We start from the raw sequence: 22,255 nt of genomic DNA on the forward strand, positions 1-22,255 counted from the left end.
ATGCTCTATTGCTCTCCTGAACAGACGATCGTATTAAGGGCCAGAACACCTTTTGGTAACGGCTTAGGTAAACTGAAATGTGCCTGACACTGTTTATTATTATCAGCTCGCTGTACCACTAACTGGTTTTCCTGACTCAGGTTCTCTAAATAGGAATCCCCATCCCAACCGACATAGCTAACGTTATTTTTCCCGTTTAAATAGATAATGCTGCCCCTGGGAATCGGCACACCGTTGGTATCCACCAGCGTTAGGGTTGCCGGAATAATTTTGCTGACCGGAAATTCAATAACCGCTCCACCACCTTGCTGAATGGATCGATATTTTTCGACCTCGGAAACTTTAATATTGGCAGGTAAATTGAGCGGATCAATTTCATATTTTCCATTGGTATAGGAGGTGACGGTTGGAATGAGCAGATATCCATTACTGTCGGTTTTACCCAGAGACTGGTTTTCGTATTTAACCGGAATATCGGCGTAGCCAGTGGTTGAGACCAGAGCAAAGGCGTCATTAATCGCTCTGGAGGCATAGACATTCTGTTTGATAGCCACCAGCGAGCCGCTGAGTTCACCCCAATAGGTATAATCATCACTGCCGTATACCCCTCCCTGAATACGCATTTTTCGGCCAGAAAAGTCCAGACCAGCCTGTTTGTAATCACTTTGCCCAGATGGTTTTTGGGCATAGGAAACATTCCATCCGAGTCCTCCATCGGTGGGGGCGGAACGGCTATAGGATGCCTGATGTGACCAATTATTATGTTCGTCTCGGCTGGAGGTGACTGAGGCACTTCCCATGTCTCCTAACGGAATATTGATAATCAGTTGGGCGCTATAGCCGGAAGTACCAATTTCACGGTTAATAGAAGCATACAGACTATTATTGCCAAACAGGGTGGTGTTATAAGAAAGGTTGAGTAGTCGAAGGCGGCTGTTATCAAAATTATGAATATCGAAATAGCCAACGCCTAGCGTTCCGATCTGCCCCAGTGAAGTGCTACCGGTAATCTGATCGGTTTGTTTGTTTAATCGATAGCTGCTTTTGTAGCTTGAGAGATCGCCATATTCTTCATCACGCATGACCCGCTGCGCATGGATATTAAAATAACGCTGGTTATAGGAATAGCCTATGGACTTTTGATTGCCGTTCTCTTTTTTTGAGTTACTGACCGGTTGGGGATGGGAACCGTCAGAAAATACCGGGTCATTGACCGGCTTGAATGCCCCGGCCTTGGCTTGACTGGTGCTGTATGAAGCACTTAATACACCGAAGGAACCCAGCATGATATTAGCACCAGCACCTTCAACCTTTAGCGCGCTGGCCCCTTCTACGCGGCCTTCAAGCGTCATCCAGTTGGTCAGGCCATAACGCAGCGTTCCATTACCGGCACTATTATCGTAATCAAAGTTTTTAACGCCATAGTTATTACGGATTTTGCCAACGGATGCGCTGAAGTCGAAGAGCCCTTGCTTGAGTAAATCGCTGGAAACATAAAAGGGGACAGAGGTATTGACCTGACGTCCCAATGGGTCGGTAACAACGACGGTGGCATCGCCAGCGCCATTGATATAGGGCATGGTTTCAATGGCAAATGGACCAGGGTTCACATTAGTACTGGAATATTTATAACTATCAATATAAACGTCCACTGCACTGGGGACTGCCGCTTGCCCAGCGAACTGTGGTAATGGATAAGTAATCAGGTCAGGGCGTGCTGAGAAATTTCGTGAAACCTGTAGCCCACCCAGTCTGACCGATGTGGACCATGGCAGCGAACCAGTAATAATGTCTCCCACACTGTATTTGAGCATACGCTGTTCATCAGTGTAGTACCACTTGGTGTCATAACGTAGATAGCGGTTATCGGTAGGGCCGTTGTTGTCAGAGCGAATGTTATGGTTGTAAACGCCAGTGTTGGACAGAATACCGAAAGCACCTAGCAGTCGCTGCTCAGTGTAGGCAGAAGTATAATCCGTCTGTGTTTTGCCCGTAGAGTGGTTAGCGTAAATGTCATAGTTAAACAGTAACCCAAGGGCGCTTTCTGCTGGGGTAAATTCTGTGGTTCTATAATCAGAAATATGCTGTTTGGGCAAAAGGTCAGACGGAATAGAGATTAAAAGCTGCTGTGTGGCACTTTCATAGCTGACATTAAGTCCTTTCAGCGTATCAACTTCTACTTCCGGTACATCGGCGATTTTTATTGGTAGTTCAAGCCGATTAAAGGACTCAGCAGACAAGTAATAATGATCGTTTCGGTAGGTAACAGGAACAACCTGATTTGTTGGGCGACCATTGATCACCATTTCCAGCATTAAGGACATTTCCGGTAGAGCATCGTTTTCTGCAACAGGCTGCGGCGGTAAATCTACTTTTTCTGTCATTGCAGATGTCGTTTTTGCTGGTGAAGGTGGAAGGTGTTTATTATCCGATGCATGCGTTGCAGAAGAGATGAGAACGAGTAAAAAAGTCAGACGAGTAGCCATCCCAGACGAGAGGATAAAACGTGAAAGTCCGATAAAGCTCAGGCCATTGCCGCTATTCATTTTCAACTCAGCAACTATTAATGTCTGATTAACGGAACGGGATCTGGATTATTATTAATCAAAGCCTGTAGTTTATTGCCTGAATTGATATTTCCAGGTAACGGTAAATTTATGGTTGTTCCGGGTAAAACATAGCCCAGTAATCCATTGACTAAAGTTGTACCTGATTGGGTGCTCAGCTGTGACAGGCGAGCGTGAACGATTCCTTCATTGCGTATTTCAATGGATGGTTGGCCGTTTTGATTGGTCAGGCGATAGCTAAGTTTTGGGGCGGTCGCGGTTTTGATATCTCGATTTTTGGTGTAATCCGGATTGGTCCAGACGCCTGACCCACTGACGAATAAAGGAACCGAATAACGCATTTGGAATTTAACGCCAATGCTGACATTTTTGCTGTCGTCGGGTTCATCTGCTTTTTTAGCCCGAGGGGCTTCATCAATCAGAATTCGATAAGCGCGTTCCTGATTGGCCGGTACCTGAGTATTTTTTATTAGTCGGACTAACTGGCGTTTGCCCGGTTCAATTAAAACGAAAGGAGGACTAACGGCAATATCGTTTTGTTTTTGATATTGGTTTTCACCGTTGAGCTGCTGCCATTCCAGAACTCGAATTTGCATATAAGCCGGTTTGCTATCTTTATTTTCCAGCCAGAGAGCGGTGGCATTTTGGTCGTCTTCAATCACCGGATCGATAGGCCAGATTAAAATGGAGCCTGCTTTGGCAATAGGTTGGTTATAGAGGCAAAACCCAATGAATAGGGGAATCAAAAAAAGATTGAGTCGTTTTGTTATTTTCATGTTTATCTCATCCGTAAATAAAAAAATTAATAACTAACAGTGACAAGTACCGTGTCACTGTACTGACCTACTGCAGGAAGCACGGTTGTCGAAAATAAACGGGCATAAATGTCGAATTGTTGAACGGTTCCATTAGCCGAGACGCCCAGCGTCGGCCCTCCATTGCTGCCATTCCCCCAAATAGTCGTGTGATTAACATTTTGATAAAGCTGATACTTAAGCGTACTTGTTCCGCTGGTGAGCTTCATTAATCGTCCATTCGTGATGCTTCCGCCGCTATATAAGCCGCTATCGATGCTAAGTGTTGCGTTGAGCCCTGGAGTACATTTTAAAACGATGGAGCCTGCATTTTGGGTTGAGGTGATATCGACATTACTAAATAGGGTGGCAATGCTGTTGCCGAAATTGATATTGCCGAAATTGCTAGTATCAGTGCTACCAGTACCTAAAATACAGCCGGGGGTAATTGTGGCATTGACGGAAAAACTTTGTTGGCGGATATCAGCTGAAATGGAAAAAGCAGCAAACAGCGAAATTAGAAAAATAGACTGGCTGGGGACACGAAGATATCGAATAGAAGTAGAAGATAACATATAGCGTCTCCTACCAGCTTACAGTGACTTGAACCGTATCAGTATAGGTATCTGCTACGGGAGAGGACTGGCTTGGAACACGTCCGTAAACATTTACCCACTCCTGTTGCCCGGTAGCCGTTTTGGTGATCCCGGTAGTGCCATCCCAGATGGTGGAATAGTTAGCATCGCTATATAAATTATAATTAACATGTTGAGCAAATTGATTACCTGACATATAGCGCTGATTTGTATTACCGCTGTTACCCCCATTCATGACGATTTGATAATTCACGCCGGGTGCACATTGCACCAGAATCGCTCCGGCATTCGCTTGCCCCGTTAGTTTGATTTCCTGGTTTAAGATGCTGTAGGTGCCAAAATTAAGCGTGCCGAAGGTGGTGTTGCCACCTGATATAGAACCCGCATTACAGGCGGCAACCACGTTAGCGCTAATGGTGACCGAGGCAGACTTGGTGGTTACGCTAAAAGCCGGTGACAGGGGCATAAATGTCAGCATCAATACAATGGATTGATTACATTTGTTGCATACACTCATTCCTGCCCCTGATATAGCTATCTTCTAATCGGTTTGATTTACCAGCTTACAGTGACCAACACAGTATCAGCATAGGTGCCCGCTGATGGGGTGGATTGCGGCGGCACTTGACCATAAACGATCAGATCGTCAGGGGCACCGGTTGAGGTCTTGGTTAGCGGCGTTCCACTTTCCCAAGGCGTGCTACGGTTGGAGTCTTTATACAGGTTGTAGGTCACATATTCAGTGCCCTGCTTTAGACGACGTTGTGAGGCCCCGTCAGCGTTGACACCATTATCCAGATCGACAGAGTAGGGCAGCGTATTGGTACACTGAACTTTAATTGCACCGCTGGTCGCCCCTGCTGAGGTACCGGTAATTGCCGTTGCCAGACTTGAAGTACTGCCAAAATTCAAGGTACCAATGTTGGCGGAACCCGTTGAGGCCGCATCGCCATTAATCGCACACCCATTGGTTACGGTTAACTGAACGCCCAAGCTTCCGCTGACGCTACCGGCAGCAAAAACATTTGTCGCACTGATTACAGATGTAATGCAGGCCAGTGTAATGAATATTTTTTTCATACAGCAACTCCGGACATTGTCATTGTTTAACTTAAATGCTTTGCAATCTACTGAGTGAATAGAATAGACAGCGTTTGCCAACTATAAATAAATATTAAGCATGATGAATTTAGGTTGTTAATAATGAATATAGTCAGGAATTTAAAATGTTCCAATGCTTAACGTTGATTTTTTTTAAACTGTGATTCCTACTGCTTTTTCAGAAAAAGTTTTTGATATCAGTTCGTTGGTTTGATTAAAACTAACGATTCATGAGACGATGGTTTTAAAATTAAAGCGGTGTTAAATATTCATCTTTATTTATATTAATAATGATGTTTTTTTATCGTTAGTATTCTCTTTTGCCAGATATATTATAAAAAATTTATTTCTATCGAATATTTTAAACGTTTTAATCGAACGTTTAGATAATAACATTGTAATTTAGTAGGAAAATAAATTGGGCTTGGCTCAAAATGGTGTTCTAACAAAATGACGGCGGGTATTGCGTAAAGACAGGGAAGGTTACCTTCATCTGCTACCGTTTATTGGGTACACTACAGAAGTCATGCTTTTAAACCTGTTATTATAAATCGCTGTTACCAAGCCATACAGGAGACCGCCGTCGCTATCATGCCAAAAGCCAACCTTTCAGAAGTGCTGTTTAAACCTTCTTTTAAACATCCGGAAACCTCCACGTTAGTTAAACGTGTCGTGCAGACAACGGCCAGCATCAATTCACCGTTGGATGGGGAAACTCAGTCAAACTGGTACCGCATGATTAATAAAACTGTTTGGGCCTGGCGCGGTGTTGATCCCATTGAGGTTGAAGAGGTTCTGTCACGAATTGCCGCTTCGACCAATGAACGTACTGATAATCTCATGTTGGATACGGTAGTCGGTTACCGGGGCGGCAACTGGATTTATGAATGGGCTAAACAAGGCATGCATTGGCAAAAAGAGGCGTTGGATTTAGCCTGTAAAGATCCGGCCAAGGCTGGGCGTTATTGGTTGAAAGCCTGCCATTTATACAGCATCGCCAGCTATCCTCACTTACGCGGTGACGTGTTAGCTCAACAGGCGGAGTTACTGGCCGATCGCGCTTATCGAGAGGCCGCCAGCTATCTGCCTTATGAACTGAAATCTCTTGAGTTCAAAGTAGAAGGTGGAACGCTAACCGGGTTTCTTCATTTGCCACAAACCGGAACCGGCCCTTATCCTACGGTTTTAATGTGCGGTGGTTTAGATAATCTGCAAAGTGATTATCATCAGTTGTTTCGTCAATATCTAGCGCCGCAGGGCATTGCGATGTTATGCGTTGATTTACCCTCTATCGGTTTCTCTTCTAAATGGACGCTCACGGAAGATACCAGTCAGCTACATCGTCAGGTGCTGAATCAATTGGATCAGGTTCCTTGGGTGGATCACCAACGCGTTGTGGCATTGGGTATTCGCTTTGGCGCCAATGTTGCGGTTCGTTTAGGTTATCTTGAGTCCCGACGTTTACGCGGCGTGGCCTGCGTTGGTCCCATTGTGCATGATTTGTTCGTTAATAAAGACAATCAACGGTTAACCCCAATGGTATACAGAGACACCATTGCCAGCCGCTTAAAGTTAGATTCAACTACCGATAATGTATTACACGCTGAGCTCAGTCGTTATTCATTGAAAAATCAGGGGTTGTTGGGGCGAGGTTGTCCGGCGCCGATGTGCTCAGTGGCCTTTGAAAAAGATGTGTTTAGCCCGCTGTCTGAATCAAAGTTGATCGTCTCGTCGGCTTGTGATGGAAAGTTAATTAGCGTCGCTTCGACACCATTGCTGAGTAACTTAAATAGCGGACTGGAACAATTGACAGGATGGATTAAACAGAAACTATGTTAGTATCTGACGGGTTTTTAACCAAATAAATGTTAAAAAGTAGAGTCATAGGGGTAAAACATAATGCTGTTACCAAATGGTCACCCAAGAAGTCGGTTACTGAAAGAGTTTGTGAGTTTGGGGCCTTACATTAGGGAGTCTCAATGCAAAGGAAATCACTATTTTTTTGATTGTTTGACGGTGTGTGTTAGCAGCAAGCCTTCTCCGGAAAAAAGGGAGTTCTGGGGATGGTGGATGGATATTGAAGCTGATGAGCAGGGATTTACTTACCGTACTCAAATCGGGCTTTATGACAAAGCCGGGGACTGGCAGGTAAAACCGATCAAAGATGCTGATGTCCAGAAAGAAATCGATGAGAACTTAAAGGAGTTTCAACAGAAACTCGAACGTTATTTAACCTCGATTAAGTTAACGTTTCGGCCAATGGTAAGCGCCGCCGCGAAGGATAAATCTCCCGCCTGATTCGATATTTTTCTCCAATTCCTGTTTATTTCGCGTTATGCCTGTTGGCATAACGCGCGACACCTGATAAAAAGAGTCTCTTGCATCATTTTTTAGCATTTAACGGCAGAATAATTATGAATAATAGCCAAACGCTGGTGGTGAAGTTAGGAACCAGTGTATTGACGGGTGGTTCACTACGTTTAAACCGTGCTCATATTGTTGAACTGGTTCGCCAATGTGCTCAACAGCATGCACTTGGGCACCGTATTATTATTGTGACCTCCGGCGCGATTGCTGCCGGGAGGGAACATCTGGGTTATCCCGAACTTCCTGCGACGATCGCCTCCAAACAATTATTGGCGTCTGTGGGGCAAAGCCGTTTGATTCAACTTTGGGAACAGTTGTTCTCTATTTATGGAATCAATATCGGCCAAATGCTGCTCACTCGAGCCGATCTGGAAGACCGTGAACGCTTTTTAAACGCTCGCGATATGATGCAGGCGTTATTGGATAATCAGATTGTTCCGGTGATCAATGAAAATGATGCGGTCGCTACCGCTGAAATTAAGGTGGGCGATAACGATAATCTGTCCGCCCTCGCTGCTATTCTGGGCGGGGCCGATAAGCTGTTATTACTAACCGACCAATCAGGCCTGTTTACCGCCGATCCGCGCCATAATCCAGATGCCGAATTAATTCGTGAGGTTCAGAGTATTGATGATGCCTTGCGCGGTATTGCGGGTGATAGCATTTCCGGTTTGGGTACCGGAGGAATGGCCACTAAATTACAGGCGGCAGATGTAGCTGGCAGAGCCGGGATCGAAGTGGTTATTGCTGCTGGTAGTAAGCCAGGTGTGATTGGTGATGTGATTAATGATGTGTCTGTTGGCACACGTTTTCATGCCCAAACCTCACCGCTGGAAAACCGTAAGCGCTGGATTTTTGGCGCACCGCCGGCGGGGGAAATTAGTATTGATGATGGTGCAGTTAAAGCCATGCTGGAGCGAGGTAGCTCTTTATTGCCAAAAGGGATTAAAGAGGTGAAAGGGGACTTCTCTCGCGGAGAGGTGATCCGTATTCGGGATCTGGCGGGCAAAGATTTGGCCCATGGTGTAGCGCGTTATAATAGTGATGCAATGCGGATGATCGCCGGTCACCATTCTCAACAAATAGATACCATATTAGGTTATGAATATGGTTCGGTTGCCGTTCATCGGGACGATATGATCATCAATTAGGAGTGTAACCAATGTTAGAACAAATGGGACGAGCTGCTAAACAGGCTTCTTATCAGCTGGCGGTATTAAATTCCGCTAAGAAAAATCAGGCTTTAGCCGTTATCGCCGATACGCTGGAAGCCAATAGTGAAGTGATTCTGGCCGCTAATGAAAAAGATATCGAGCAAGCTAAACAAGCGGGCCTAAGTGAAGCGATGATCGATCGTCTTCAGCTAACGCCATCCCGTTTAGCGGCGATTGCTAACGATGTGCGCCATGTTTATCGTTTAACCGACCCGGTTGGACATATTATTGATGGCTCACAGCTGGATAACGGCTTAAGTTTACAGCGCCGTCGCGTGCCTTTAGGGGTGGTTGGCGTGATTTATGAATCACGGCCTAACGTGACGATTGATGTGGCCTCCTTATGCCTGAAGACCGGTAACGCGGTGATTTTGCGCGGTGGTAAAGAAACGGTTAATACCAATCAGGCGATGGTGGCAGTGGTTCAGTCAGCATTAGAGAAGTGCGGTCTACCGGCCGCTGCGGTGCAATCTATTGATAATCCCGACCGCGCTTTAATTAATGAGCTACTTAAGCTCGACCGCTATGTGGATATGATTATTCCTCGTGGCGGGGCAGCGCTGCATAAACTTTGCAAAGAAAACTCAACGATTCCGGTGATTATCGGTGGTATTGGCGTGTGTCATACATTTGTGGACGCGTGTGCGGATTTTGATAAAGCGTTAACCATTATTGAGAATGCAAAAACTCAGCGCCCAAGCACCTGCAATACGCTGGAAACGTTGTTGGTTCATAGGTCGATTGCCGCAGAGTTTCTGCCTAAATTGGGCGAGAGAATGCACAGTTGTGGTGTGACGTTACATGCCTCACCTGAAGCAATGATGTACCTCAGCGGTGGTGAGGTGAAATTGGTGGCGGTTAACGATCCAGAATATGGTGAGGAATGGTTATCGTTGGATTTAAACGTCAAAGTGGTTGAGGGCATGGATGAGGCCATTGAGCATATTCGTACTTATGGTAGTGCCCACTCTGATGCCATCCTGACCCGATCATTGATTAATGCCAATCGGTTTGTTTCTGAAGTAGATTCCGCTGCGGTATATGTTAATGCCAGCACGCGTTTCACCGACGGTGGTCAGTTTGGACTGGGGGCAGAAGTTGCCGTTAGTACCCAGAAGCTGCATGCTCGTGGTCCAATGGGATTAGAAGCATTAACCACGTATAAGTGGATTGGCTACGGTGATGATTTGATCCGCCGTTAATTTATTATTTCTATATATGATTGAAAGCTGCCATCGATTGTTGAGCAGCTTTTATTTTATTGAAGGAAGACCGTGGCTTTATGAAGGAATTGATGCAGAATCATCCGCTTTTCCGGGATTTTCCGGTTAAGGGGTATAAGGTTGTTTGGCAGATATATCAAAATAATCAATTGCAGGGGGTTATTAGACTGTTACACCCGCTAATGGCCATTATTGGTATCATAGTCGTAATAGCGACGGCGATTGGTATTGGGATTTCATGTCTAATTTTCGTTGGCATCGACAGTCTGGATAATGTTTCAGGCAGGTTAAATATCTTTTTTTCTCTCTGGGCCAGTACTGCGGTAGGCATTGTAATTATCATCATGATGGCGCAATGGATTTTGAGAGCGCCGGTGCGTGAACAACAACGTTATTATCATCAGGGAAATTTAACTCAGTTAGATGAGCGTAAGCGTTTGGCTTTGCGTCTTGATATTGTCGCTACCTATGGATATGGCTTTTGGATTGAAACTCTGGAGCATTACCCATTAACTGCTCGATTAAAACAACCGGCTGAAACATTCCCATTATTAGAACCATCATCACCTCAAGCTCATAGAGAAGGGCTGTATGATGATTGGGGAATCGTTGATATTGATGGTTATCAGAGTATCGTTGAAAAACTTTGGGCTGGCATGCACTCCAGACATTTTTTTGTCAATATGCATCAGGAGAATAACGGCTCAATGGTAACAACGTTAGCTGCGCTGATTGAATTACCAAAAGATTATATTCAAAGCTGTGCTATATCAGGTAAAGATGGGCGACCACCAGCACTGGTATGGGCGTTTGATCTGTGGCGAGTGATTAAGCTAAGCCGTAATTGTTTCTGTGCCGGTATTATTAGTGAAAGATTGGCCTGGGATAATATATTAAAAACGGCTGATATGATTTATGAGTTATTTGATAGTTTTGACAGTTATTATAATAATTATCGGTTGGGGCACGCTTTTTGGTCGAATGACTATTCGATGATTAAAGATCGTTTGGAGCAATATAATAACTATAAGGCGCATTGTGACTGGCCAATAACGTTATTACCGTGGCCTACGCCACCTGGCATATCGTTAAGTGATGATATGCGTCATGGTTTTATGAAGAGCTCGGATCTAGCGTTTTCTTCATCCGTAATAAATAAAACTGTTATTATGTGATTTGTCGTATCTCAAAAAGCCCGCATATTTATGCGGGTTTTGGCTTTTATCATTCAGAATCAATCATTGCTATATCCCTTAGCCCGCATACACTCCCCAACTAAGTTAATCTGCTGCTGCTCTCTAATTAACCCGCTATCAATGACTTGATCGGAATCCACTTCACCGACAGGATCGCGATGAAAAGCGGGATTAGTGGATGATTTACTTTCCGTTTCGCACTGAACTTTATCATTATCAGCCTCTTCCGCTGATGTGTTGATCTTGGACCAGTTACCTACCGTTGGTGTACTGTTACAGCCCGCCAGAACAAATAGCGATAGCAGTGATACAACAAGTATTTTTCCCATTGGTTGCTCCATTTTTAAATAATCCGTATTTAATAAATATAGACGAGTTTTTGTGAGTAAATGATTCGTTGTTGGAATGTATACCGCGCAAAATAGGTTAATTCAGACTATTTCATTCTCCGCTGATGTCAAACGCCATACGTGCTGTTAACCAAGTGAAGGGTATTTCCATAATATGGTTGTTAATGTAAGCTATATTTAGTTAATTATCGCAACTAATTATTGGGGTGTTATAGCAATGGAACCAGAATCACTAAGGCGGTTATCTCGTTCTTTGGTCAGGGAATTGGGCGTAATGGACCAATGGGTAAGTGGAACGACTCTTTCTCCTCTACAAGCGCATATTCTGATTGAGTTAGAGGAAAAACCGCTGTCTGGTTTGGTATTGGCTTCATTGCTTAAAGTCGATAAGTCTGGCATTAGCCGCACTCTTCAGGGTTTAAAACAGTTGGCATTGATTGAAGTACAGCCTAATCCACAAGATGGTCGCAGTAGCTTAAATCAGCTTACGCCGAAAGGCAGGGAGCAGTTAGCCGATCTCAATAATAAAGCTAATCGTTACAACGCTAAAATCCTGGGGCAAATGAGTTCACAGGAATATGGTGCATTAATGTCCGCCATGAAAACTTATGTGTCGGCGATACGTAGCGTTGCTCGACAGGCTGAGCGCACAGTTACTATTCGGCCCATAGAAGTCAGAGATAATGCCGCCATGGCTGAGATTATTTTAAGCGTCTTTGGTGAATATGGCTTGCTGGGGCGTGAAGGGTTTAGCTTTTCCGATCCAGCTCTACATCAATTGTCTGAGGTTTATCAGCAGCAGGGTTGTCGCTATTGGATTGTTGAACTGGATGGCGTAGTGTCTGGCGGTGTAGGTATTGCACCAATACAGCAGGGTTATTGTGAGTTACAGAAACTGTTTTTCCTGCCTTCCGTCAGAGGGATGGGCATTGCTCGTCGTATGGTTTTGGCCGCGCTGGCGTTTGCGGCGGAAGCCGGATATGACTACTGCTATTTAGAAAGTACTGAGGTGTTGAAGGAGTCATTAAAACTGTATGAATCGCTAGGTTTTAAGTACGTTACCGAGCGAATTGGCGACAGTGGGCATCATGCCTGTGAAATATTGATGTTAAAAGAACTACATTAATAAGTCGGAGGAAGACACGGGCTTCCTCCTGATTCTATGGCTATCAGGTTCGCCAGCCCAAAATAATAATCAATGCTCCAGCCAGCACCACCGAAGCACCCAGCCAGTCATACATCGATAATTTGACTCCATCAACTAACCTGAGCCAGACCAGCGCAGTAGCAACGTAAATCCCACCATAGGCCGCATAGACCCGACCGCTAGCGACGGGATGCAGGCTTAACAACCACACAAATAGTGCCAAACTGCCTGCCGCCGGGAGTAATATCCAGACGGATGCTGATTTTCTCAACCACAAATAGGGGAGAAAACAACCAATAATCTCAGCCAGCGCGGTGGCAATAAATAGAAATAGGATCTTAAACATCAATCTGCTCAGTAATGACCGGTAAGTTATTGCTGATGTTATCACAGGCCATAAGGATTATTTGGCCCCTTTCTCGAAAGCCAACAGCTTTTCTTTAATCAATACACCACCTTCATAGCCGGTAAGCGAGCCATTAGCACCGATCACGCGATGGCAGGGGATAATGACGCTAATTGGATTCGTTCCATTTGCTCTGCCTACCGCACGTGAGGCTTTGGGATTACCGACTCGCGTTGCCAGCGTTTGGTAACTGATGGTTTCACCAAACGGAATCTTATTCAGCTCATCCCAGACTTTCATTTGAAAAGGTGTACCGTTTAGGCCGATGGCAATATTAAATTCCGTCCGCTTACCCTGTTGGTATTCTTCAATCTGGCTGGCAATAAATTGGACTCGATTATCGTCTCGCAATACCCCGTTTTCCACCGCATGTTGTAGATCGTCTTCAATATGAAATGAGAGACGAATTAACCGATTATCACTATCTAGCCAGGCGGCCAGCTCGCCAAATTGGCTGTCAAATATGCCGATAATGACCGCTTGGCGTAAGGTTTTATAGGTTTGCTTCATGATTTTTTCCTTAGGCTTTCCCATAGATACGTGGTGGCCTGTGTGCGAAAAGGACTGAAAGGCTTCATTAACTGTTCAACCTCGGTGGCAGTTGGGCGTTTATCTAACTGATAAAACTGTTGTAGCGCCGTGTGTAATCCGCTGTCGCCTACTGGAGTACAGTCAGCAAAGCCCAAACCACGCATCATGGTGTAGCGGGCGGTCCAGGGGCCGATACCTTTAATAGCGCAGAGCTTTTTCTCCGCTGTAATCGCTGAACCGGTTGCCAATTGGTCAAGATCAAGCTCGCCATCAACAATCGCTTTGGCGGCGGTAATCAAATATTGTGCTTTAGCTCGTGAAAAACGAATGTCGGTTAACTGTTGGGGCTCTAAGGCGGCGATATTGATTGCCGATGGATGTATATGCAACGAGCTATCGCTGACGACAGGGCCAGCTAGCTTGATAAGGGCCTGACGTAACGCGGCGGCAAAGGTTAAATTAATCTGTTGCCCAATAATGGCCCACACCAGTGATTCGAAAGGCGTAGCAGTCATCGGGATATAAAGGGGCGATGATTGAGCGAGCAGTCGTGCCATTTGGCTATTTTGTTTAGCGCTGGATTGAAAAGCACTGACGTTGGTATTTAATCCCAGTAGGCGTATCACCTGCTGGTGTATAAGTATGCCTACGGGCTGAGAATTAACGTCAGATGTAGAAGGTTGCTGCCAGTAGCAGTATGCAGTGGCGTTATCTATTTTAAGACGAATAATCACAGGAACGTGATTAATCCATAACGCCTTGGTAAAACCATGTTCATCAAGGTATTCAGATAGGCTACTTTTATCCCGTAAATGGTAACGCCAGGCATAGTCTGGCGTGAAGTCTGCCGGTAGCTTTAAGGTAAATTCGCTGGTATCGCGTAATGAACGATAGGCACTTGGCGTCATCGCTGTTTGGGATAAGAACTGGCGATGAAAACTGGCCTCGCTTTCGAAACCAACGGCAAGGCCGATATCTAATATTTTTTGGGAGGTCGTCACCAGCGCGAGACAGGCCGCTGCAATACGTTCCCGATTTAATAACTCTGCCGGGGAAATATGCGCGTGAACACGCACTAACTCATTAAGTTTGGTACTGCTGACACCACAGCTTTTAGCCAGAGTGCCAATGTTTTGGAAAGCGGCCGGATGGGCGCGAATTCGTACTAACATTTCATTAAACAGGTTTTCATCCTGATTTTCACCACGATAGAACAAGTCAGGGCGGCAGCGCTTGCAAATGCGGAATCCCTCGGCAATCGCCTCTTGTTCGGTGGCTAAAAAACGAATGTTCTTTAACAATGGCTTTCTGGCCGGACAGGAGGGCAGGCAATAGATACCGGTGGACTTCACACAGGTTAGAAATTTACCGTTATATTTTTGCTCATGATTCAGGATAGCCTGATACATGAAATCATCGCTCCAGGGTAGTGACTTAAATTTCATGGTATTGCCTTTTGTCATGGCCATTATCATTTGCCTGTAACACCGTGGTCAGTCGTTAGAATCATATCCGTTTTTTCGTGCTGATATAGTGTGACGGCATGATAAATATTGCACCTCTCAATGACACCGTTAGATATTTTTTAGTGAAATCGCGCGGATAAGTCTCCGCTTAATATCTATGTAATGGTACGAGAAATGCCAAACTTATATGCTGGTTAAAATATAATCTGATGTGGTGCGGTTTATTAGATGTTTATGCTAATTCCCCTGCTGTTTTAACTGGTATTTGATTTTTATTTAGATGATTACTCTATGATTGGCAATAGGGCTTGTTTTTTATCACTGTTATTGTGTTTACTTGTCAGTGTTGTTGATAGCTTCGTCATAAAAGTATCCTTATAACGGACAAATCCATCTTCTTTATTTTGCTTGATTATTGTTCAGGCAGTGAGCTGTGCTGTTGTATAGCTTATATACAATGTAATCGGGATGTGGCGAACAGGCAAAAATAATTATTTTACAGATACAGTAACCATTCAATATGAAACAATTGACTTCTAAAGACATTATCGCATTGGGCTTCATGACCTTTGCGCTGTTCGTGGGTGCCGGTAATATTATTTTCCCCCCAATAGTTGGTTTACAGTCCGGCGAAAACGTCTGGATTGCTGCTCTGGGCTTTTTGCTAACCGCCGTGGGATTACCGGTGATTACCGTTATTGCCTTGGCGCGAGTGGGGGGGGGCATTGAAGCGCTAAGTTCACCGATTGGCAAAACGGCTGGGCTGATTTTGGCGATGATCTGTTATTTATCGGTCGGGCCACTGTTTGCGACACCGCGTACCACCACGGTTTCTTTTGAACTTGGGATTGCCCCGCTACTCACCGATAAAGAGAGCCCTTGGCCACTATTTATTTATAGCGTGGTCTATTTTTCATTCGTGACGCTGGTTTCGCTTTATCCGGGAAAACTGTTGGATTCCATTGGGCGGGTTTTGGCCCCGTTAAAAATTGTTTCTCTGGCGATTCTGGGGCTTGCTGCCTTGCTATGGCCTGCTGGTCATCACTTACCTGCGCTCAATATTTACCAGAATATTCCATTTTCCAAAGGCTTCGTTGAAGGCTATTTGACCATGGATACCTTGGGCGCTTTAGTATTTGGCATCATTATTGTTAACGCTGCGCGTTCACGGGGCGTTTCCAGCCCAAGGTTACTAACTCGTTATACTATCATTGCTGGTTTGATTGCTGGTATTGGACTGACGTTGGTTTACCTTAGCCTGTTTAATCTGGGCTCCAGCAGTGGCTCTTTGGTACCGGATGCAGCAAATGGTGCGGTGATTTTACATGCTTATATTCAACAGACTTTCGGTGATTTTGGCAGTCTATTCCTGGCGGTGATGATTTTTATTGCCTGCATGGTGACGGCTATCGGCCTGACCTGCGCTTGTGCCGAGTTTTTTTCAAAGCTAATACCGTTATCCTACCGAACGCTGGTATTCATTCTGTCCGGTTTTGCCATGGTGATATCAAATCTTGGATTGAGCCATTTGATTCAGTTTTCTGTTCCGGTGTTAACGGCAATTTATCCTCCGTGTATCGCCTTAGTGGTACTCAGTTTTACTAGTCGCCTGTGGCGCTCTGAAAGTCGTATTATGATCCCAGTAATGCTGGTAACATCACTCGTTGGCATTCTGGATGGTATAAAAGCCTCTGTGTTATCGGATTTCCTACCTGCTTGGGTAGGGCATCTACCCGGTGCAAACCAAGGATTGGCATGGTTACCTCCAGCCTTGGTTGTATTGGCGCTTGCCGCGATTGTTGATCGGTTTATGCCGTTGCATCGTGAAGCCACTAAAATGTCGTAAAACTGATTTTCATTTCATTTTGACCAATGCGCCGCGGATGATAACTGCGGCGTTATAACGATAAAATATGAGTAACTTTGGCATGGAACAACAACAAACCAATAAGCTTAAACGAGGTTTAACCGCCCGGCATATTCGTTTTATGGCGCTGGGCTCGGCGATCGGAACTGGGTTATTTTATGGTTCTGCTAGTGCAATCAAGATGGCGGGTCCGAGTGTGTTACTGGCCTACCTGATTGGTGGTATTTTCGCCTTTATTATCATGCGCGCGTTGGGGGAAATGTCGGTTCATAACCCACAGGCGGGCTCTTTTTCTCGCTACGCTCAGGATTACTTAGGGCCAATGGCGGGCTATATTACCGGCTGGACTTACTGTTTTGAGATACTGATAGTGGCCATTGCGGACGTTACTGCATTTGGGCTGTATATGAGTTTCTGGTTCCCGAATGTCCCACTGTGGGTCTGGGCATTGAGCGTGGTATTAATTATCGGCGCCATTAACCTGGTTCATGTGAAGGTATTCGGTGAGTTCGAATTCTGGCTATCATTTATCAAAGTCGCCACCATTATCATTATGATTCTGGCAGGTATCGGTATTATCGTCTGGGGATTCGGCAATCAAGGGGAACCCACCGGGATTCACAATCTGTGGGCCAATGGTGGCTTCTTCGCTAACGGTTTTATCGGTATGGTCTTGTCGCTGCAAATGGTGATGTTTGCCTACGGTGGTATTGAAATTATTGGTATCACCGCAGGAGAAGCTGAGGATCCGAAGAAATCGATTCCAAAAGCCATCAACTCAGTACCTTTCCGCATTTTGATTTTCTATGTGGGAACGCTGTTTGTCATTATGTCCATTTATCCATGGAATCAGGTTGGTACTCACGGTAGCCCGTTTGTTTTGACGTTTGAGAATCTTGGCATTAAGGCGGCAGCAGGCATTCTGAACTTTGTAGTAATCACGGCGTCACTGTCTGCAATTAATAGCGACGTGTTCGGCGTGGGCCGCATGCTGTTTGGTCTGGCAGAGCAGGGGCAAGCGCCTAAAATGTTTACCACGGTTTCTAAGCGTGGAGTGCCTTGGGTCACGGTGTTGTTTATGATGGTGGGACTGCTGTTTGCCGCCTATCTGAACTACATTATTCCTGAAGACGTCTTTGTGATTATTGCTTCACTGGCGACTTTTGCGACGGTGTGGGTGTGGATCATGATTCTGCTTTCACAGATTGGTTTCCGCCGTAAGATTACCGCAGAACAAGCCAGTAAACTGGATTTCCCGCTGCGCGGTGGTTCAATAACTTCGGTGATTGCGCTGATTTTCCTGGTGGGAATTATTGGCCTGATCGGCTATTTCCCAACTACTCGAGTATCTCTGTACGTTGGTTTTGCCTGGATAGCGCTGTTAGTTGGTGTCTACTATTTGAAAGGAATGGGATCGACGAAGAACACCAATTAATCGCCGATAGTTGGAATTGATTTAAGGCAGCCTCGAGTAATATCGGGGCTGCTTTTTTATTGGTGTTAGTTAACTACGAGCACTTGAATTCAGCTGACGAGAGAGAGAAGCCAGCACGCCCCACATGGATGTGGGGCGAGGCACAGCGGCGCCGGGAGCGGCTCTGTGCCGGTGCGTTAAGGCTGAGCGAAAGAGGAAGGAAGTCGCCTAAGCGACCGGAATTCCCGTGCGGAAGCGTGGGAGTGCAGAGGGGATTCGCTAATCTCCTCTGCTCGGCCGTTGCACCTTAGTTGAGGTAGTCGCTGGACTATTACGGACGAAATGTACACTTATCCTAAATAGAACCAACTTAAGGTCAAGAACGATTAGTGTATTTCTAATGCCAAAAAAAAGAGCCGCATAGCGGCTCTTAATCAGAACAGTTAACTAATTACAGTTTAGCAGCGTTCTGAGACAGGTACTTAGCAACACCTTCTGGTGAATCTTTCATACCTTCTTTACCTTTTTCCCACTGAGCTGGGCATACTTCACCGTGCTCTTCGTGGAATTGCAGTGCGTCAACCATACGCAGCATTTCGTCGATGTTACGGCCTAATGGCAGGTCGTTAACCACTTGATGACGAACAACGCCGTTTTTGTCGATCAGGAATGAACCACGTAATGCTACGCCAGCTTCCGGATGTTCGATACCGTATGCTTGTTGGATTTCACGCTTAACGTCAGCAACCATTGCGTATTTCACTTCACCGATGCCACCGTTGTCGATCGGAGTCTTACGCCATGCGTTGTGTACGAATTCTGAGTCAAAAGAAACGCCTACAACTTCAACACCGCGTTTTTTGAATTCTTCATAACGGTGGTCAAAAGCGATCAGTTCAGAAGGACATACGAAAGTGAAGTCCATTGGCCAGAAGAACAGAACAGCTGGTTTGCCGTTCAGGTGATTTTTCAGGTTGAAATCGTTAACGATTTCGCCGTTACCAAGAACAGCCGCAGCGGTAAAATCAGGGGCTTGGCGAGTAACCAGAACCATAATAACTCTCCTGTCAATTAGGTTAATAAAGAAATGAACGTAGAATTTGTACGTTAGTATAGGCAGTCAGGTACCGTTCTTAAAGGATATAAGGCCAATTGTTGAGATAGCTTCTGCCTATGAATGAATCTGTTACGTGTTACAGCCAGTAACATAACTATATTACTATACGCCTGTAAAGCGGTTATACGATTATTTACTTTAGGTTGATTATTTAGTTTGCTGATTTAATTATAAATTTTTCGATTTTGCTTGCTGCATCATCAAGGGGTAAAACTGCATAAATGTCTCTTCCAATTGAGCATAATTCAGCTCAATATCCTGAATGCAATAGGATAACGCGGCCAGTTTGGGGCGTCGGATCGCCATGTTATGCAAGGTATTAGCGATGAATGGCAGTTCAGCGTAGCGTTCTAACCAGCGATCTTTCCATATATATTGATTGATATGCTGAAAGCTGGGTGGCGTTGAAGGCAATTGCGGTAAAATGTTGTCGCGAGCCTGATGAATAAAATCGGTCAGTGGTATTTGAGATTCAACCTGTTCCCAATGCAGGGATAAAAAGTGATCCCAAAGTACATCAAGGGCAATCGGAGCGACTCGGTAATGCGCCTGACTAAACAGGCGACGTGCTTGCCTGACGGCTTCCAAACTATCGGTAAGCTTATCAACTCGACGATGTAGCCTAATGCCGCTGGCAATGTCCGCCGGGTAATCAGCATCAGGGTTGCCTCTGACAAAATCTGCCATGACGTTTCCCAGCAGAGAACTCTCGGCCAGAGACGCTAAATGAAGGTGAGCAAGAAAATTCATGGCATGAGTATAGTGTAGTTTGTTAGATGTAGTCAGTTTTTAATTATAGAGGTAACGCTGATTGATATTCCTGATAATGTTAATTAATTTTGTATTGAATTAATCAATGAGGGGGATTTCTGAGATGATTTTTTATTGTCTGTTAGAGAGTATCAACTCGACGCTTAATCATCATTGCCCCTTTAGGATCGCGCTGTACTAAAAAGGTATCAGGGTATTTTTCAAATAATTTAACATACTTGCCTTTTTGGGATGGATATCCGGCAGCTATCCAGTACTTTGCTAATTGACTTATAGAAATCCAATCTTTTATTTCGCTAGGCCATATGCCCAAAATACGCATTTCTTCGGTGGAAAGCTTTTTACTCATAACAAATTGATTGCAAGCATGTTTAAAGGCTGGGGTAACTTTGTTTTCACTGATACCAATAACATAAGCGCCCATTTCTTTTAATCGAATGACTAATCTTACGAAATCACTATCGTTTGTGACGAGTACGAATGTATTAAATTGCCCTGAATACATCAAATCCATAGCGTCTATCACTAACGCAATATCAGAAGAGTTTTTGCCGGAAACATAGGAGGGCTGGTAAACAGGATGAATTCCATAATGCACAATGGTTTCTTGCCATTTATTTAGATTATGTTTTGCCCAATCGGCATAAGCCCTTATCAAATGAGGTTTTTTATTTTTTTCGAGGGACTTTATGACGTCTGGCATAACAGCACAGCTAACATTTTCAACATCAATAAGTACTGCTATTTTATTTTGGTTTCCCACGCGGCTTATCCAGAAGATAATCAGGGGACTAATGGTATATGAAAATATGAAAAGTACTTGAAAGATATCTTAATAATTCTTATTTCTTATCTACTGTGTATCTGGTTGGTTGTTAAAATTCTTTTTTAAAGCATAACGTAAGACATATTATATTCAGGTTGTTGGAGCATTATGGTTGTTTGGTGGGCCGATAACCTTCTTTCTTCTACTTTTATTACCTTATTGGTTGCAGCATAATCAGAGTGGCTCTAGACTAGACCGCTTATTTTTTGAGATTTGAAAACCCATGCGCGTTACTGATTTTTCATTTGAACTCCCGGAATCGTTGATTGCCCGCTATCCTCAGGCCGAGCGTAGTGCCTGTCGTTTGCTTTCACTGGATGGCCCCAGTGGTTCATTAGCTGACGATGTCTTTACTGATGTGCTGAATAAGCTGGAAGCGGGTGATTTACTGGTGTTTAACAATACCCGGGTTATCCCAGCTCGCTTATTTGGTAAGAAAGCCAGCGGTGGCAAGATTGAAGTGCTGGTGGAGCGGGTGTTGGATGATAAGCGGGTTCTGGCACACGTTCGTGCTTCCAAGGCACCGAAGCCGGGGGCAGAACTGCTGTTGGGTGATGATGAATCTATACCGGTGACCATGGTGGCGCGTCATGATGCACTGTTTGAACTGCGTTTTGACGATGGGCGTGATGTGTTGTCGATTCTCAATACCGCAGGCCATATGCCACTGCCTCCTTATATTGATCGACCTGATGAAGCGTCCGATCGGGAACTTTATCAGACCGTGTATAGCGAGCGTCCGGGGGCTGTCGCGGCGCCAACGGCGGGGCTACACTTTGACCAACCGTTATTAGAAGCACTGCGCGCGAAAGGCATAGAAATGGCCTTTGTGACTCTGCACGTTGGGGCGGGAACATTCCAACCGGTGCGGGTGGATGATATCCAGCAGCACGTAATGCACTCTGAATATGCCGAAGTGCCTCAGGATGTGGTTGATGCTGTACTGGCCTGTAAATCCCGCGGTGGTAAAGTGGTTGCTGTAGGAACAACCTCAGTCAGATCGTTGGAGAGTGCAGCGCAGGCGACTAAAAATGGTCTGATAGCGCCATTTTTTGGCGATACCAATATCTTTATTTATCCCGGTTATCGGTTCCAAATTATTGATACATTGATTACCAATTTTCACCTGCCTGAATCTACGCTGATCATGCTGGTGTCGGCGTTTGCCGGCTACACCAATACCATGAAAGCGTATCAGCAGGCGGTCGAGAAACAATACCGCTTCTTTAGCTATGGCGACGCGATGTACATCACGCGGAACCCGCAAGCGGTTAATGAAATCCCAGGTGGGAACTAATTATT

The 22,255-nt window shown here is 45.0% G+C and carries 21 protein-coding genes; 9 read left to right on the plus strand and 12 right to left on the minus strand.

All coding sequences use genetic code 11. The annotated features are described in order from the left end of the window. Positions 1-5: 5 nt before the first annotated feature. From BMZ28_RS08985 to BMZ28_RS09005, 5 genes are read right to left on the minus strand one after another with little or no spacing between them, the layout of a single operon-like run. Entirely contained in the window at positions 6-2,546 is a 2,541-nt protein-coding gene (locus BMZ28_RS08985) for a fimbria/pilus outer membrane usher protein (protein ID WP_248296100.1), read from the minus strand. A 17-nt stretch (positions 2,547-2,563) separates the two neighbouring features. Beyond that, entirely contained in the window at positions 2,564-3,343 is a 780-nt protein-coding gene (locus tag BMZ28_RS08990; RefSeq protein WP_074822532.1) for a fimbrial biogenesis chaperone, read from the minus strand. Positions 3,344-3,369: 26 nt separating this feature from the next. Beyond that, on the minus strand, positions 3,370-3,936 hold the full coding sequence (locus BMZ28_RS08995) for a Csu type fimbrial protein (protein ID WP_074822537.1): 567 nt from the start codon (positions 3,934-3,936) through the stop codon (positions 3,370-3,372). Positions 3,937-3,946: 10 nt separating this feature from the next. Continuing rightward, positions 3,947-4,474, minus strand: a complete 528-nt coding sequence (locus BMZ28_RS09000; protein WP_164720462.1) for a Csu type fimbrial protein — start codon at positions 4,472-4,474, stop codon at positions 3,947-3,949. A gap of 38 nt (positions 4,475-4,512) precedes the next feature. Continuing rightward, a complete protein-coding gene (locus BMZ28_RS09005) occupies positions 4,513-5,037 on the minus strand; it encodes a Csu type fimbrial protein (RefSeq protein ID WP_074822541.1) in 525 nt (174 codons plus the stop codon). Positions 5,038-5,649: 612 nt separating this feature from the next. Here BMZ28_RS09005 and frsA point away from each other — a divergent pair. The 5 genes from frsA (at position 5,650) to BMZ28_RS09030 (ending at position 11,037) form a co-directional block, all read left to right on the plus strand. Next, positions 5,650-6,897, plus strand: coding sequence for an esterase FrsA (gene frsA, locus BMZ28_RS09010; RefSeq protein WP_074822544.1), 1,248 nt, complete (start codon positions 5,650-5,652; stop codon positions 6,895-6,897). 60 nt (positions 6,898-6,957) lie between these two features. After that, positions 6,958-7,356 (plus strand): sigma factor-binding protein Crl, encoded by a 399-nt coding sequence (gene crl, locus BMZ28_RS09015; protein WP_074822547.1) that lies wholly within the window; start codon positions 6,958-6,960, stop codon positions 7,354-7,356. Positions 7,357-7,472: 116 nt separating this feature from the next. Beyond that, the gene (gene proB, locus BMZ28_RS09020; RefSeq protein ID WP_074822552.1) at positions 7,473-8,576 is read left to right on the plus strand and encodes a glutamate 5-kinase; all 1,104 of its coding nucleotides are present in this window, start codon (positions 7,473-7,475) and stop codon (positions 8,574-8,576) included. A gap of 11 nt (positions 8,577-8,587) precedes the next feature. After that, the gene (proA, locus tag BMZ28_RS09025; RefSeq protein ID WP_074822556.1) at positions 8,588-9,841 is read left to right on the plus strand and encodes a glutamate-5-semialdehyde dehydrogenase; all 1,254 of its coding nucleotides are present in this window, start codon (positions 8,588-8,590) and stop codon (positions 9,839-9,841) included. 80 nt (positions 9,842-9,921) lie between these two features. Next, positions 9,922-11,037: a DUF1266 domain-containing protein gene (locus BMZ28_RS09030; protein WP_074822559.1), complete on the plus strand. Its 1,116-nt coding sequence runs from the start codon at positions 9,922-9,924 to the stop codon at positions 11,035-11,037. A 59-nt stretch (positions 11,038-11,096) separates the two neighbouring features. Here the strand turns inward: BMZ28_RS09030 and BMZ28_RS09035 are convergent, their stop codons facing one another. Further along, positions 11,097-11,387 carry a hypothetical protein gene (locus BMZ28_RS09035; protein ID WP_074822562.1) on the minus strand — a complete coding sequence of 97 codons (291 nt, stop codon included), beginning with the start codon at positions 11,385-11,387 and terminating at the stop codon, positions 11,097-11,099. Between the two features lie 238 nt (positions 11,388-11,625). Between BMZ28_RS09035 and BMZ28_RS09040 the strand changes: the two genes are divergently transcribed. Beyond that, positions 11,626-12,534, plus strand: a complete 909-nt coding sequence (locus BMZ28_RS09040) for a bifunctional helix-turn-helix transcriptional regulator/GNAT family N-acetyltransferase (protein WP_074822564.1) — start codon at positions 11,626-11,628, stop codon at positions 12,532-12,534. A gap of 43 nt (positions 12,535-12,577) precedes the next feature. Here BMZ28_RS09040 and BMZ28_RS09045 read toward each other — a convergent pair whose 3' ends face one another. From BMZ28_RS09045 to BMZ28_RS09055, 3 genes are read right to left on the minus strand one after another with little or no spacing between them, the layout of a single operon-like run. Further along, positions 12,578-12,901, minus strand: coding sequence for a YnfA family protein (locus tag BMZ28_RS09045; RefSeq protein WP_047781529.1), 324 nt, complete (start codon positions 12,899-12,901; stop codon positions 12,578-12,580). A gap of 57 nt (positions 12,902-12,958) precedes the next feature. Further along, a complete protein-coding gene (locus tag BMZ28_RS09050; RefSeq protein ID WP_074822566.1) occupies positions 12,959-13,471 on the minus strand; it encodes a methylated-DNA--[protein]-cysteine S-methyltransferase in 513 nt (170 codons plus the stop codon). After that, a complete protein-coding gene (locus BMZ28_RS09055) occupies positions 13,468-14,961 on the minus strand; it encodes a DNA-3-methyladenine glycosylase 2 family protein (RefSeq protein WP_074822569.1) in 1,494 nt (497 codons plus the stop codon). Before BMZ28_RS09055 ends, BMZ28_RS09050 begins: the two co-directional genes overlap by 4 nt. A gap of 517 nt (positions 14,962-15,478) precedes the next feature. Between BMZ28_RS09055 and brnQ the strand changes: the two genes are divergently transcribed. Further along, a complete protein-coding gene (gene brnQ / locus BMZ28_RS09060; protein ID WP_074822573.1) occupies positions 15,479-16,804 on the plus strand; it encodes a branched-chain amino acid transport system II carrier protein in 1,326 nt (441 codons plus the stop codon). Between the two features lie 82 nt (positions 16,805-16,886). Continuing rightward, positions 16,887-18,260, plus strand: a complete 1,374-nt coding sequence (gene proY / locus BMZ28_RS09065) for a proline-specific permease ProY (protein ID WP_074822832.1) — start codon at positions 16,887-16,889, stop codon at positions 18,258-18,260. 430 nt (positions 18,261-18,690) lie between these two features. On the opposite strand, the gene BMZ28_RS09070 is transcribed toward proY, so the two are convergent. The 3 genes from BMZ28_RS09070 to BMZ28_RS09080 form a co-directional block, all read right to left on the minus strand. Beyond that, a complete protein-coding gene (locus tag BMZ28_RS09070) occupies positions 18,691-19,293 on the minus strand; it encodes a peroxiredoxin C (RefSeq protein WP_047781526.1) in 603 nt (200 codons plus the stop codon). A 231-nt stretch (positions 19,294-19,524) separates the two neighbouring features. Further along, positions 19,525-20,106, minus strand: a complete 582-nt coding sequence (locus tag BMZ28_RS09075) for an acyl carrier protein phosphodiesterase (RefSeq protein ID WP_047782703.1) — start codon at positions 20,104-20,106, stop codon at positions 19,525-19,527. A gap of 142 nt (positions 20,107-20,248) precedes the next feature. After that, entirely contained in the window at positions 20,249-20,890 is a 642-nt protein-coding gene (locus BMZ28_RS09080; RefSeq protein WP_074822576.1) for an NYN domain-containing protein, read from the minus strand. 286 nt (positions 20,891-21,176) lie between these two features. On the opposite strand from BMZ28_RS09080, the gene queA reads away from it, so the two are divergent. Continuing rightward, positions 21,177-22,250, plus strand: a complete 1,074-nt coding sequence (gene queA, locus BMZ28_RS09085; protein ID WP_074822578.1) for a tRNA preQ1(34) S-adenosylmethionine ribosyltransferase-isomerase QueA — start codon at positions 21,177-21,179, stop codon at positions 22,248-22,250. Positions 22,251-22,255: the final 5 nt, after the last annotated feature.

The sequence above is a fragment of the Pragia fontium DSM 5563 = ATCC 49100 genome (assembly GCF_900112475.1).
GTDB lineage: Bacteria > Pseudomonadota > Gammaproteobacteria > Enterobacterales > Enterobacteriaceae > Pragia > Pragia fontium.